This is a genomic window from Ruegeria sp. AA3 (assembly GCF_056542905.1).
The window spans coordinates 193163-206536 of sequence record NZ_JBQGAQ010000005.1 but is presented as its reverse complement, the minus strand read 5'-3'; the positions used below and the strand labels follow the sequence as shown (position 1 = coordinate 206536).

The 13374-nt window shown below is 55.3% G+C and carries 12 protein-coding genes; 6 read left to right on the top strand and 6 right to left on the bottom strand.

From position 1 onward, the window contains the following. The first annotated feature begins 46 nt into the window (after positions 1-46). The 6 genes from ACR0JR_RS11170 to ACR0JR_RS11145 all read left to right on the top strand — a co-directional run bounded on the left by ACR0JR_RS11170 (position 47) and on the right by ACR0JR_RS11145 (position 6434). On the top strand, positions 47-1576 hold the full coding sequence (locus ACR0JR_RS11170; protein WP_170474311.1) for an ABC transporter ATP-binding protein: 1530 nt from the start codon (positions 47-49) through the stop codon (positions 1574-1576). 3 nt (positions 1577-1579) lie between these two features. Continuing rightward, a complete protein-coding gene (locus ACR0JR_RS11165; RefSeq protein ID WP_010442854.1) occupies positions 1580-2674 on the top strand; it encodes an ABC transporter permease in 1095 nt (364 codons plus the stop codon). Continuing rightward, positions 2674-3642 (top strand): ABC transporter permease, encoded by a 969-nt coding sequence (locus ACR0JR_RS11160; RefSeq protein ID WP_010442853.1) that lies wholly within the window; start codon positions 2674-2676, stop codon positions 3640-3642. The genes ACR0JR_RS11165 and ACR0JR_RS11160 overlap by 1 nt, the downstream gene beginning before the upstream one ends. 90 nt (positions 3643-3732) lie before the next feature. Next, the gene (locus tag ACR0JR_RS11155) at positions 3733-4656 is read left to right on the top strand and encodes a sulfite exporter TauE/SafE family protein (RefSeq protein ID WP_480456196.1); all 924 of its coding nucleotides are present in this window, start codon (positions 3733-3735) and stop codon (positions 4654-4656) included. Positions 4657-4747: 91 nt separating this feature from the next. Beyond that, entirely contained in the window at positions 4748-5668 is a 921-nt protein-coding gene (locus ACR0JR_RS11150) for a sulfite exporter TauE/SafE family protein (protein WP_010442851.1), read from the top strand. Between the two features lies 1 nt (position 5669). Next, the gene (locus tag ACR0JR_RS11145; RefSeq protein WP_170544560.1) at positions 5670-6434 is read left to right on the top strand and encodes a TIGR02186 family protein; all 765 of its coding nucleotides are present in this window, start codon (positions 5670-5672) and stop codon (positions 6432-6434) included. A gap of 2 nt (positions 6435-6436) precedes the next feature. Here ACR0JR_RS11145 and ACR0JR_RS11140 read toward each other — a convergent pair whose 3' ends face one another. The 6 genes from ACR0JR_RS11140 to ACR0JR_RS11115 form a co-directional block, all read right to left on the bottom strand. Further along, positions 6437-7165 (bottom strand): SDR family oxidoreductase, encoded by a 729-nt coding sequence (locus ACR0JR_RS11140; RefSeq protein WP_480456195.1) that lies wholly within the window; start codon positions 7163-7165, stop codon positions 6437-6439. Then, entirely contained in the window at positions 7162-8694 is a 1533-nt protein-coding gene (locus ACR0JR_RS11135) for an ATP-dependent DNA helicase (protein ID WP_480456194.1), read from the bottom strand. The genes ACR0JR_RS11140 and ACR0JR_RS11135 overlap by 4 nt, the downstream gene beginning before the upstream one ends. A gap of 60 nt (positions 8695-8754) precedes the next feature. Then, a complete protein-coding gene (locus ACR0JR_RS11130) occupies positions 8755-9393 on the bottom strand; it encodes an acyl-homoserine-lactone synthase (protein ID WP_480456193.1) in 639 nt (212 codons plus the stop codon). Between the two features lie 83 nt (positions 9394-9476). Then, the gene (locus ACR0JR_RS11125; protein WP_170544573.1) at positions 9477-10196 is read right to left on the bottom strand and encodes a helix-turn-helix transcriptional regulator; all 720 of its coding nucleotides are present in this window, start codon (positions 10194-10196) and stop codon (positions 9477-9479) included. Positions 10197-10563: 367 nt separating this feature from the next. Beyond that, positions 10564-11850, bottom strand: a complete 1287-nt coding sequence (ccrA, locus tag ACR0JR_RS11120; protein ID WP_010442845.1) for a crotonyl-CoA carboxylase/reductase — start codon at positions 11848-11850, stop codon at positions 10564-10566. A gap of 112 nt (positions 11851-11962) precedes the next feature. Beyond that, the gene (locus tag ACR0JR_RS11115) at positions 11963-13345 is read right to left on the bottom strand and encodes a 1-acyl-sn-glycerol-3-phosphate acyltransferase (protein WP_480456192.1); all 1383 of its coding nucleotides are present in this window, start codon (positions 13343-13345) and stop codon (positions 11963-11965) included. Positions 13346-13374 lie beyond the last annotated feature (29 nt).

Below are 13374 nucleotides of genomic sequence, written 5' to 3'. Positions count from 1 at the left end.
CTGCCGCGATACTTATCGCGGTCCTTTCGGCAATTGAGGACAAGACATGACCGTCCCCGCCATTGAGCTCAAAGGGATTTCCAAAGCCTTTGGGCCGGTTCAGGCCAACAAAGACATTTCCATCAGCGTCGCCCCCGGAACGATCCATGGGATCATCGGAGAAAACGGTGCGGGCAAATCCACGCTGATGAGCATTCTCTACGGCTTCTACAAAGCCGACAAAGGTGAGATCTGGATCAACGGATCCAAGACCGACATCCCCGATAGTCAGGCTGCGATTGCAGCAGGCATCGGGATGGTTTTCCAGCATTTCAAACTGGTCGAAAACTTCACCGTACTAGAAAACATCGTTCTGGGTGCCGAGGATGGCGGACTGCTGGCCCCATCATTGGCGAAAGCCCGCAAAGAGCTGAAAGAGCTTGAAGAAGAATACGAACTGTTCGTGGACCCCGATAAGCGCATCGACGAAATTGGCGTTGGCATGCAGCAGCGGGTTGAGATCCTCAAAGCGCTCTATCGCAAGGCAGAAATTTTAATTCTCGACGAGCCGACCGGAGTGCTGACCCCCGCCGAGGCGGATCAATTGTTCCGCATACTTGACCGGCTGCGGTCCGAGGGCAAAACGATCATCGTGATCACGCACAAGCTGCGCGAGATCATGGAAAATACTGATACCGTCTCGGTGATGCGCCGCGGTGAGATGACCGCGACGGTCAAAACTGCTGAGACCAACCCACAGGAACTGGCCGAACTTATGGTGGGCCGCAAGGTTCTGCTGCAGGTCGACAAGGTGCCCGCGCAACCGGGCAAACCGGTTCTGGAGATCGAAAAGCTCAGCGTCACCGATTCGGCAGGTGTCGAGCGCGTCAAAGGCATCGACCTGACTGTTCGCGCGGGTGAAATCGTGGGGATTGCTGGCGTTGCAGGAAACGGGCAATCGGAACTGCTGGAGGTTCTGGGCGGAATGCGTCCCGGACAGGGATCAATCAAACTGAACGGGGAACCTCTGCCATTGCACGGCCCCGGCTCGGACGGTCAGGCACGGCGCGCGCAACACATCGCGCATGTGCCCGAGGATCGCCAGCGCGAAGGCTTGATCATGGATTTCTACGCGTGGGAGAATGTGGCCTTCGGCTATCACCGCGACCCTGCGTATAAGCGCGGGCTGTTCATGGACAATGCCGCACTGCGCGCCGACACCGAAGCCAAGATTGAGAAATTCGACGTACGCCCGCCCAATGGCTGGCTGACCGCAAAAAGCTTCTCGGGTGGCAACCAGCAGAAGATCGTCGTCGCGCGCGAGATTGAGCGGAACCCGGACCTGCTGCTGGTGGGCCAACCCACACGCGGTGTGGATATCGGTGCCATCGAATTCATTCATAAACAGATCGTGGCCCTGAGAGATCAGGGCAAAGCGATCCTGCTGGTTTCGGTCGAGCTGGAAGAGATCTTCTCGCTGTCCGACCGGATCGCGGTGATGTTTGACGGACACATAATGGGCGAGCGTCTGCCCGCCGAGACGGATGAAAAAGAACTGGGCCTGCTGATGGCCGGTGTTGCAGGAGAGGCCGCCTGAACCATGGAAAAAATGCCCAAATGGGCCGATGTGGTGCTGATCCCGATCATCAGCCTGCTGTTGGCCACAATCCTTTCGGCAATCGTTATTCTGGCCATTGGGGAAAACCCGGTCGAGGCGGTCAACCTGATGGTCACAGGGGCCTTGGGTTCAACCTATGGCTGGGGCTATACGCTTTATTACGCTACGAATTTCATCTTCACCGGTCTGGCCGTTGCCGTGGCCTTTCACGCGCGGCTGTTCAACATTGGTGGTGAGGGTCAGGCCATGCTCGGCGGACTGGGCGTTGCAATCGTCTGTCTATCGGTCCCTTGGCCGCATTGGACCATCGCCTTACTGGCCGCCTGTGCCGCTTCGATGATCTTTGGCGCGGCCTGGGCCGCGATCCCGGCCTATCTGCAGGCCAAACGGGGCAGTCATATCGTGATCACCACGATCATGTTCAACTTTATCGCCGCAGCTTTCCTTAACTACATGCTGGTCAATGTGATGCGCCCGCAAGGATCGCAAGACCCGGCCACGGCGCGGTTCCCCGAGGCGGTACACCTGCCAACATTCCAGTCGATGTTTTCGAGCGCCGAAAACATCGTCTTCCGGGGGGCACCGGCCAATATCTCGTTCTTCGTGGCGATACTTGCCTGCATCGTGGTTTGGGCCCTGATCTGGCGCACGCGACTGGGATACGAAATCCGCGCCTATGGCCATTCGGAAACGGGAGCCGTCTATGCCGGTATCTCACCCGTGCGCATCACGATCATCGCAATGCTGATCTCGGGTGCCCTTGCAGGCATGATGGCTATCAATAATGTCATGGGCGAAGCAGAACGACTTGTCCTCAATTCGACCGAGGGTGCCGGATTTATTGGGATTGCCGTGGCTCTTATGGGTCGTTCCCATCCATTTGGCGTTTTCCTTGCTGCGATCCTGTTCGGATTTCTGTACCAAGGCGGCGCTGAATTGGCGTTGTGGACGTCGATCCCACGTGAACTGATCGTGGTCATTCAGGCGCTGGTCATCCTATTCACCGGTGCGCTCGATAATATGGTGCGCATGCCGCTTGAAAAGATCTTCCTGAGTTTCCGGAAGGGGGCAGAGTGATGGAATTTTTCGTTACCCTCATTCAGGTCCTCGATTCTACAGTTCGACTGGCCACGCCACTGTTGCTGGCTTGTCTGGCAGGTTTGTATTCCGAACGCGCTGGCATTTTTGACATCGGGCTTGAAGGCAAGATGCTTATGGCGGCTTTCTTCTCGGCTGCTATCGCCGCAGTAACGGGTTCGGTCTGGTTAGGGCTTCTGGCTGGAATCGGAGCGTCACTGGTTTTATCAGCGCTGCACGGATTGGCTTCGATCACGTTTCGGGGCAATCAACTGATCTCGGGTGTCGCCATCAATTTCCTCGCGTCCGGTATGACGGTTCTGATCGCGCAAAGCTGGTTTCAACAGGGTGGACGCACTCCGTCTCTGTTTGGCGGCGGCCGGTTTGAGCCGATCAACTTCCCCTTCGCAGAAGCGCTGGAAGGTGTGCCATTCATCGGCCCGATATATTCCGAGCTGCTGTCAGGCCATTCAATCCTCGTCTATGTGGCGTTCCTGTTCGTACCACTCACCTGGTGGATCTTGTTCCGCACTAGGTTCGGGCTGCGCTTGCGTGCAGTAGGCGAAAATCCTGCGGCGGTTGATACAGCCGGGGTCTCGGTCGTTGGTCTGCGATTTGCGGCCGTGGCCATCTGCGGCATTCTCTGCGGTATTGCTGGTGCGTATCTGGCGACAGCCTTGCAAGCCGGATTCGTAAAAGAAATGACAGCGGGTCGCGGATTCATCGCATTGGCTGCGCTAATATTCGCAAAGTGGCGCCCTTGGCACGCGATGTGGGCCTGCCTGTTGTTCGGGTTGTTGCAGGCGATTGCGCTGCGGTTCCAGAACATCGATCTGGGTGGGGTCGTAATCCCGGTCCAGGTGATGGACGCTCTGCCCTACATTCTGACCGTGGTGATTCTTGCAGGCTTTGTTGGGAAAGCCATTCCACCACGCGCGGGGGGTGAACCCTACGTCAAAGAACGCTGATAGAGCCAGTTCAGGACTGCCCCTCAGTCCTGTTTGCTGCAGAGCGGCATACAGAGTTGATTTTGTATGTCGCAACCGTTCTAAGGGGGTATGCACGTATACCTCCCCATAGCCGAAGTTTCGGTCAACCCTTTCCTGCTGCTTGGAATTGGCGGGTTGGTTGGTGTTTTGTCCGGTATGTTTGGCGTAGGCGGGGGGTTCCTGATCACCCCTATGCTTTTTTTCATCGGCATACCCCCGGCTGTGGCGGTGGCCACATCGGCCAATCAGGTTGTGGCCTCATCGTTCTCTGGGCTGATGGCGCACCTGAAACGCAAGACCGTTGACCTTGAGATGGGCACCGTCCTGCTTGGCGGAGGGCTGCTCGGTGCGGCCTTGGGAATGGTTGTTTTTAACTTTCTGAAACATCTCGGCCAGGTCGATCTGGCGGTTCAGCTTTGTTATGTCGTGTTCCTAGGCGTGATCGGCAGCTTGATGTTTGTCGAAAGCCTGAACGCTATCCGTCGCGCAACGCAGTCAGGAAGTACCCCTGTCGCCAAGCGCCGGCAACGGACATGGGTCCACGCGTTACCCTTCAAAATGCGCTTTCGTGCTTCGAGCCTTTATATTTCAGTGATCCCACCCGCACTGGTCGGGTTCGGCGTTGGTATCCTGTCAGCGATCATGGGAGTTGGCGGCGGATTTATCATGGTGCCCGCGATGATCTATATCCTTGGTATGCCCACAAAAGTCGTGATCGGCACATCCCTGTTTCAGATCATATTTGTGGCTGGGTTCACGACGATGATACATGCCTCGACAAACTACAGCGTCGATGTGCTTCTTGCGGTTCTTCTTTTGATCGGGGGGGTTGTGGGCGCACAATTGGGCACCCAAATCGGCGCACGTTTGAAGGCCGAGCAATTACGCATTCTGTTGGCTCTTTTGGTCATTGCAGTTGCTGCAAAAATCGGGTTTGACCTGCTCCTGACGCCGCCTGACTATTTTTCTCTCTCAGAACCCGGAGGAGTTTAGCCGTGTTGCAAGCTCTGCCCGCAAGCCACCCCGACCGCAAGAGAACGGGCCGGTCCAAGCCCGGTAACGCCAGTAATAACGTGACGGTATCATGCATATTTACCTGCCCATAGCCGAAGTCTCCGTAAACGCCTTCCTGTTGTTGGGACTGGGCGGAATGGTCGGCATTTTGTCGGGGATGTTCGGCGTTGGGGGCGGTTTCCTGATGACCCCTTTGCTGTTCTTTATCGGCATTCCTCCCGCCGTGGCCGTTGCTACCGAAGCCAACCAAATTGTTGCCTCTTCATTCTCAGGGGTTCTGGCGCATTTCAGACGCCGAACCGTTGATCTGAGAATGGGGACAGTCCTATTGGTTGGCGGGTTGGCAGGTGCTGCATTGGGCGTCGTCGTCTTTAATTATCTCAAAAGTCTTGGTCAGGTCGATCTGCTGGTCAAACTTTGTTACGTTATCTTTCTGGGCATCATCGGCAGCCTGATGTTCGTCGAAAGCCTGAATGCAATTCGCAAAACCCGAAAAGGCGGTACACCTCCACCGAAGCGGCGCCAGCGTGGATGGGTTCATGCCATGCCGTTCAAGATGCGATTCCGGACTTCGGGTCTGTATATCTCGGTCATTCCACCAGTGATCGTTGGTCTGTTCGTCGGTGTCTTGTCAGCCATTATGGGGGTTGGCGGCGGGTTTATTATGGTGCCTGCGATGATCTACCTTTTGGGCATGCCAACCAAGGTGGTTGTAGGAACTTCCCTGTTTCAGATCATCTTTGTGACCGCCTTCACCACCATGCTGCATGCCACGACCAACTATACGGTTGACGTCGTGCTGGCCGTTCTGCTGCTGGTCGGTGGCGTAGTCGGGGCTCAGGTGGGAACTGTTATTGGGGCCCGGATGCCAGCCGAGCAGCTGCGTGTTCTGCTTGCCGCGCTTGTGCTTGTCGTCTGCGGCAAGCTGGCGCTTGATTTGTTGCTGCAACCTTCCGAGCTGTACTCGCTGGGCACGGATGGAGGACACTAAGATGTTGCGTTTGATTGTCCTTCTATCTCTGATTTGCCTGCCCGCTTTTGCCGCCGAAGAACAAGTTGTTCTGGGATTAAGCCAGGATCGCGTATCAATCACGGCCAATTTCGACGGCTCCGAGATTCTGGTATTCGGAGCTGTAAAACGCGAAGCCCCCATACCGGAAGGCCCCCCGCTTGAGGTTGTTGTCGCTGTCGCTGGTCCATCCGAACCCGTAACCGTTCGGCGCAAGGAAAAGCGATTTGGCATCTGGGTAAACACCGATAGCCTGGTTGTTGATCTGGCCCCTAGTTTTTATGCCGTAGCCACGAGCGCCCCGTTCGGTGAAGTACTGACTCAAACCGAAGATCTGCGGTACAAGGTTTCAATCGAACGCGCCATCCGCTCGGTGGGTGCCGATATGAATATTCAGGGCGCTCAGGACTTTTCCGAAGCCGTCATTCGCATCCGAGAGGATGAAGGTTTGTATTCCATCCGTGAAGACACTGTGGCGGTTGACGAACAAACTCTGTTCCGAACTTCGATCGAAATGCCGTCAGACCTTACAGAAGGTAGCTATGCCGCCCGTATTTTCCTGACGCGGGGTGGTATGGTTGTCTCAACTTTCGAAACATCTATTGATGTACGCAAGGTCGGGCTGGAAAGGTTCCTCTACAGCATGTCCCGCGAACAGCCGATCTGGTACGGGCTTATGTCGCTGGCGATAGCGATTGCAGCAGGGTGGGGTGCATCGACCGCTTTCCGACTGTTGCGCGAAAACTAGGCTCAGCCGCGGCCGATATAGGGCATCTTTGTCGCCATCACGGTCATGAACTGCACATTTGCTTCTAGCGGTAGCTGGGCCATATGCAGCACAGACCGGGCGGCATCGCCAACAGCCATCGTCGGATCGGGCTGACGACCATCAGCGATGGCGTGCTCGACCAGCTCTTGCACCATGGGCGTGCGGGCGTTGCCGATATCAATCTGCCCACAGGCAATTCCAAAATCCCGCCCATCCAGCGACAAGCTGCGTGTCAGGCCCGTGATCGCATGTTTTGTTGCCGAGTAGTGCACTGAATTCGGGCGTGGTACATGGGCCGCGATTGACCCATTGTTGATGATCCGCCCGCCCTGCGGCTTCTGCGATCGCATCGTGGCAAACGCGGCGCGCGCGCAATGGAACATCCCGTTCAGATTCACATTGACCGAGTTGTACCATTCCTCAAGCGCGATCTCATCAATCGTGCCACCCGGCGCAAAAATGCCAGCGTTGTTGAACAGGGCATCCAGACGGCCGGTTTGTTTTACAAAGTTGGTGAAAGCTTGAGTGACCGCTTCTGCATCGGTCACATCGGCAACCAAAGGGATCGCCTTGTCGCTGCCCTGCGCCATTGCTTCAAGTGTGTCGGCGCTGCGGGCCAATAGACCAACTGTCCAACCTTCTGCCAGAAACAACTCGGCGGTCGCGCGACCAATGCCCGAACTTGCGCCAGTTACGATGATTGTCTTCATGTGACTTCCGACTCCAATGTCAGCGACGGCGCCGCGACGGCCCGCAGGTCATCTACCCTTAAGGGATGTGTTGGCTTTGACAATCTGTTCCGCACCACCCAGTTCAATCGCTCCTGCGCACGGGTAATAGCCACATAGGCAAGACGCTTCCAAAGCGGCTGCCCCGCCTCGGTCCGTCCCATACGCGCGGCGGCATAAATATCCGGTGCAAACACCTGCACGGTATCCCATTGAGAGCCCTGCGCCTTGTGAATTGTCACCGCAGCACCGTGCAGAAACGTCGCCCCCATCCGCGCGGCAAAGGGAATGAACGGCTCTTCCTCATCAGGCTTTTCGATTTGCACAATTGATGCAGCCGAGACCTGCGGGTCCTCAGCTCCCATAACATGTAAGCGCGAAAACCCGGGTTTGCGACCAGGGCCAAGGTAGATAACCTGTGCCCCTTTGATTAGCCCGCGCGCTTCAAGATCCAGCCGTTTCTTGCGGTGCTTCAATGGCAATTCAATGCCGTCACAGATCAGCGGTTCACCTTCCAGCAGTTCAGTTTCCGGCGCACCATGCACGTTGCGGAACGCCTGTATCAAACGGATGCGGGTCGCGTTGCGCCAAACCAGAACAGGGCTGCGCGCCATCAGATCGACTTCGACCCGTTGACCCCAGACAACGCGATCATCCTTGCGGGCGGTGTCCTCAATCAGACGCTCAAAATCCTCAAAGCCCATGGCGGGATCGGATAGAGCGTGGGCTAGATCAAGTATTGGGTTATCAGCCGTCTGCCTATGTACACGATGCAAGATCTGCTTACGCGGCTCTGGCAACCCGTCAAAAACCATCGAACCCGATTGATTGACTGGTGCCAACTGCGCCGGATCACCAAACAGCAACAGCGTCGGGAAGATTTCTTTGAGATCTTCAAATTGCCGGTCATCCAGCATCGAGGCTTCGTCCACAAAGCCAATATCGAGGGGTTCATCGCGGCGTTTCCAGCCAGTGATAAAGTCAGATCCACGCAGACCAGCAGCGGCCAGAGCGCCGGGAATGGATTTGTTATTGGCATAAAACGCCGCCGCCCGGTCCAGCGCTTCGTCGGTCAACCCTTCAATCTCGGGTCGTTCGTCATTGCCCGCCAGCCATTCGGCAATCCGCTCATATTCCGGGTCATAAACGGGTGTATAAAGGATACGGTGGATTGTCGTTGCAGGCACTCCACGCAATCTTAAAACACTGGCTGCCTTGTTCGTCGGAGCAAGGATCGCAAGGCTGCGTTTGTCGCGGGACTTGCGGCTTTCAAAATCGCCCGAGATCAGGTTGACTCCCGTTTCGGCCAGAGCCTTGTAAAGTTCCGCCAGCAAAAGGGTTTTACCAGATCCCGCCTTGCCAACCACGGCCATGACACCCGATTTCCCGTTTCCGGGAAGTTTCAACAGAGCGTCATCCTCAAGATCAACTCCGGCCGAGCGCAACATCTCGGCAATGTTGTCGAAAGCGGTGGCTTGATCATCGGAAAAGGTGACTTGAGGCAGAGACATGGCGCGACCCTACAAGGACGCGCCGTGCGCCACCAGAGGCGGAATACGATTTCCGCGCTGTCAGGCAGAGAGAGCGAACCGATGCTGCTTCCCCTTCCCAAATGCGGTATTGAACCACAAACGCGATAACTCTCTCGGGATGCCAGCACGGGCAGCGACTCGGTTGCAATCCTCTGCGGAATAAGGCCATAGGCCTACCGAAATCTGATCACGACCTTTGCCTTCTGATCCCAGAACCACAGGTGATGACCCAATCATTCGGTAAATCCGGATCATACGGGCATCAAAAACGCCAGCGATATGGGTTAGTCCAAATCCCTCCATAACCTCGCCCCCACTTAGCATGATAGCCCCGGCGGTATGGGCGCTGGCAGTTCGAGAAAGGCAAAAGCGCGTGACCTCCCAAATAAGCGGGCTACTGATCGGGCTGCCCCCGGTGAGATGGCCAAAAACGTCGTTCACCATAACCGGACCGGTTGTCGGCAATATCCGCATCGACCCTCCGTGACTGCCATCCGCTTCTTCCCAGATCACATAGAGCGGATTGAGGTCATCGTATTGATCCCGCTCTTCCCCCCTTTCGTTAAGCTTTACATCCCAACCAAGCCGGGTTTTGAATTGATCGGCGCGATCTCTGAACATTCCTTCGGCCAATGCCGGAAATTTATGCAGCTCATCAGCATAAAGATAACGCAACATGATGTATTCCCCTTGTCGTCCATATCTGGAACAAAAGGGGTACAAACACGTGGTTAATTTTGAATGAGGTCACCGTACGGTGGTTAAACCACTATTAATCCTCTGCTGAGCGCGGTGGCGATTGCATGAGTCGTGTTCTGCGCTCCGAGTTTCGAACGCGCACTTTCGATATAGGCCCTGAGCGTATGCTCCGAGATCGAAAGCGAATGTGCCACTTGCGCCCTACTGTAACCCAGCGCCAGCAGTGTCATCGCATCTATCTCGCGAGGTGAAAGCCCGCGCGTCGTTTCCGGTTGTCGATTTTTGGCAAATTCCAGTGCTTTTCGGTTAAGAAAATGCGCCACTAAGATCAGATCGCGACCATGGGCGTCTTTGAACGTCTGCCAGGCCGCATCGTCGCACGTGTTATTCACGGTGAACAACGCGAATTGCCCGCTGGGTCCGCGCAATGGGATCGAATATCCCTGATTGCCAACGCCATGATCTTGCGCGTCTTCCAAAAAAGCTCTGACGGCTTTGCCCGACCAATTCAGTTGTTTCCAATCCACTGCATGGAAGCGCTGAAAACAACCCAGGATAACCGGATCAATCCGGTGGTAGTTTTTATCGCGATACTGCTTGTCCCAGGCATCTGAATATGTCGTAAACCCATACTGGTCACCGGCACCATCGACCCAGTGATAGGTTACATGGTCGATGCGCAGCGTGTCACGCAGCTGGATGAGTATAGTCGCAAGCTCTTCAAGCGTGCTGGTGCTTTCCAAATCCTCGAGGATCTGACTCAAATCGAACTTTGTTCCCATTCGCGGGCGCGCAAGCCTCATCCTTTGAGGACGCAATCTCGGCCGCTGCGATTAGCCTTGTATCATCAAGCTGCTCGGCAAGTGCGCTCAACCCATTTGCCACCGCAAAGGCGTTGAGATCCGACAATACGTCCAATATCCACTCATTTTGCGCCATCAGGGTGTCTCCGAAATAGTTAACGAAGGGTTAACACAACCATAACATGTGCAGTCTATTTCGGCCTATTCACTGCTTTCTACTCCCCAGAAATAGTGGGGGCCGGATTTCTAACGTATTGAAAAAAATTGATAACCGGGAATCGCAAATCACCCGCAAGGGCGAAGCTATGCCTTGCGGGTGATGAAGCTGTTCAAAAAACTGAGACCGTTAGTCGCGGGCGGCTAATACTTCCTCAAGGGTGCGCATACCCGTATACGGAGCCTGAACTAACACCGACATATTGCCCGGCTTGTGTTCATTTCGCATCATCTTCATATGCGCCTCGGGCAGCTCCTTCCAGGTAAATACCTCGGACATGCATGGATCCAATCGGCGTTCTACCATCAGCTTATTCGCTGCGGCGGCTTGTTTGAGATGGGCAAAGTGCGAGCCCTGCAAACGTTTCTGATGCATCCACATGTAGCGCACATCGAAGGTCAGGTTATAGCCAGTGGTCCCGGCACAAATCACAACCATGCCGCCTTTTTTCACCACAAAGGTCGATACCGGGAATGTGCTTTCACCCGGATGCTCGAACACCATGTCGACGTTCACACCTTTGCCGGTGATGTCCCAGATGGCCTTGCCAAACTTGCGGGCCTCTTTGAACCATTCGGCATATTCAGGCGTATTGACCGTGGGCAACTGGCCCCAGCAGTTGAAGTCCTTGCGGTTCAGAACGCCTTTGGCGCCCAGCCCCATAACAAAGTCACGTTTGCTTTCGTCCGAGATCACGCCGATCGCGTTAGCTCCCGCCGTATTGATCAGCTGGATTGCGTAAGAGCCCAGACCGCCCGACGCACCCCAGACCAGAACATTCTGGCCAGGTTTCAGGTCATGCGGCTCGTGACCAAACAGCATCCGATAAGCCGTTGCCAGTGTAAGAGTGTAGCAGGCGCTTTCTTCCCAAGTCAGATGCTTGGGGCGCGGCATCAGCTGCTGTGCTTGTACATTTGTAAACTGCGCGAACGACCCATCTGGTGTCTCATATCCCCAAATGCGCTGGCTGTCCGAGTACATCGGATCGCCGCCGTTACAGTGCTCATCATCGCCATCATCCTGGTTGCAATGAATGACCACTTCGTCGCCGACCTTCCAGCGTGTGACTTTCTCACCCACGGCCCAGACGATGCCCGAAGCATCCGAGCCCGCAATATGGTAAGGGGCTTTGTGTCCGTCAAACGGGCTGATGGGTTTGCCAAGCGATGCCCAGACGCCGTTGTAGTTCACACCCGCCGCCATAACGAGAACCAGAACTTCGTGGCTGTCCAGCTTGGGGACATCAACCACCTCGAGCTGCATCGCCGTGTCTGGCTCGCCATGACGCTCTTTCCGGATGGCCCAAGCATACATTTGCTTGGGTACATATCCCATTGGAGGGATCTCACCCATTTCATAGAGGTCCTTTTCCGGTGCCTCATACGACGCGATACCGCTATCGACATCCAAAGCCATGTTGGCCTCCTTTGTTCTTATCTATTGCCGCGCCGCAGAATCGCGGCTTTCCTCAGATGGAATATTGATCCCTGAGTAATATTGCAACCGTTTTTGATGTATTTTTGTAATTTTATGACCCAGCAGTCGCAGAATTACTTTCTGCAACTGCATCATGCCCTGCGCGATCAACAGGTTCGGACGCAGCCGCATAATATGCAAGCAACTCGGTCCGCTCGCCTGAAGGGCGCAGCACTCCACTTTCTCGCCGCAATATCCGGCGCTCAACTAATTGGTTGATCGCATCATCAATTGCCTCACCTTCGCCGTTGGCGACGGCTTTACCACCCATTTCCAGCAATCGAGATTTCAGGTCCTCTTCTGACATCTGCCCTTCGTCCTGCAGCAGCCGACAAGCTGCGGGGACCGGCACAAAGGGTATCGCAGCGCCGATTCTACGCATGAGCTCGCGCGCCAAATCAGTCGTCAAATCCCGCTCATGCGAAGCGCGAAATTCCTTTAAGGATATCGGCGTTGCATATTGGACTGATGCAATCCCAAACTTTTTGTAACGCCCAACAAGACGCCGCCAGATTTGCTTTAGTGTCCAGCGCGTGATGACCCCAATACGTGCACGAAACCGGCGTTCACTGTCCTGCGCCGCAGCCGTCAGGACTGTATCTTCCAAAACGCGATCGTAATTCAGGGCGACAGGTACGAATACAACATCCCGCCCCTTCGGATCCACGCCATCGATGATGTATTTGAGCAAACCCAGCTTAGGGCGGCCCAGTTTACCTGTCAGGCTCAACCCGCCCTCTGGGAACATGGCCTGTGTAACACCCGCTTCGGTCGCGTGACGCACATAGTTTGCCAGCACTTGACGATACAAATCGCTGCCCGATTTACGTCGAATGAAGTAGGCCCCCATTGCACGTATCAAACGACTCAGCGGCCAAACACGGGCCCATTCGCCCACAGCGTAGGAAAGTGTCGAATGATCCGCCGCCAGATAGGTAACAAGCACATAGTCCATATTGCTGCGGTGGTTCATGACGTAAACGACCGTCGCTTCGGGATCGATATTGTCTAGGGCCGACTTGTCCTCATACCCCAACTGGACCTTGTAGAACGCGTTGCTGAGCATTCGCGCAAATCGAATGGCTATGCTGAAATACGCAACTGTTGAAAAAGACGGGGCGATCTCTCGTGCATAGCGTTGGGCCTGTTCCGAGGCGACGGCATCGGGCACACCCTCCTCTTTGGCATGCTTCTGTACGGCCTTGCTGACTTGAGGGTCATAGATAAGCCTCTGAATCATATCGTGGCGCCCGGCCAGTTTGAACGGCTGGATCGGACGCTGCAGGCGTTTGTTCAGCCGCGCAACAGCACGTTCAAGGCGGCGGCGGAAAAACCACCGCACTGAAGGAAATAAGAAATGCGAGGCAAAGGTGACCGTGGCAAACAGCACAATCAGTACAAACAACCAAATCGGTATTTCCACAGTCTGCATCATTTGGGCACAGTGCCATCAATCGCAAACAC

What these genes read in the sequence shown, in the direction of transcription:
- ACR0JR_RS11170 (WP_170474311.1), top strand. Translation starts at nt 47, where the DNA reads ATGACCGTCCCCGCCATTGAGCTCAAAGGGATTTCCAAAGCCTTTGGG.
- ACR0JR_RS11165 (WP_010442854.1), top strand. Translation starts at nt 1,580, where the DNA reads ATGGAAAAAATGCCCAAATGGGCCGATGTGGTGCTGATCCCGATCATC.
- ACR0JR_RS11160 (WP_010442853.1), top strand. Translation starts at nt 2,674, where the DNA reads ATGGAATTTTTCGTTACCCTCATTCAGGTCCTCGATTCTACAGTTCGA.
- ACR0JR_RS11155 (WP_480456196.1), top strand. Translation starts at nt 3,733, where the DNA reads ATGCACGTATACCTCCCCATAGCCGAAGTTTCGGTCAACCCTTTCCTG.
- ACR0JR_RS11150 (WP_010442851.1), top strand. Translation starts at nt 4,748, where the DNA reads ATGCATATTTACCTGCCCATAGCCGAAGTCTCCGTAAACGCCTTCCTG.
- ACR0JR_RS11145 (WP_170544560.1), top strand. Translation starts at nt 5,670, where the DNA reads ATGTTGCGTTTGATTGTCCTTCTATCTCTGATTTGCCTGCCCGCTTTT.
- ACR0JR_RS11140 (WP_480456195.1), bottom strand. Translation starts at nt 7,165, where the DNA reads ATGAAGACAATCATCGTAACTGGCGCAAGTTCGGGCATTGGTCGCGCG.
- ACR0JR_RS11135 (WP_480456194.1), bottom strand. Translation starts at nt 8,694, where the DNA reads ATGTCTCTGCCTCAAGTCACCTTTTCCGATGATCAAGCCACCGCTTTC.
- ACR0JR_RS11130 (WP_480456193.1), bottom strand. Translation starts at nt 9,393, where the DNA reads ATGTTGCGTTATCTTTATGCTGATGAGCTGCATAAATTTCCGGCATTG.
- ACR0JR_RS11125 (WP_170544573.1), bottom strand. Translation starts at nt 10,196, where the DNA reads ATGGGAACAAAGTTCGATTTGAGTCAGATCCTCGAGGATTTGGAAAGC.
- ccrA (WP_010442845.1), bottom strand. Translation starts at nt 11,850, where the DNA reads ATGGCTTTGGATGTCGATAGCGGTATCGCGTCGTATGAGGCACCGGAA.
- ACR0JR_RS11115 (WP_480456192.1), bottom strand. Translation starts at nt 13,345, where the DNA reads ATGATGCAGACTGTGGAAATACCGATTTGGTTGTTTGTACTGATTGTG.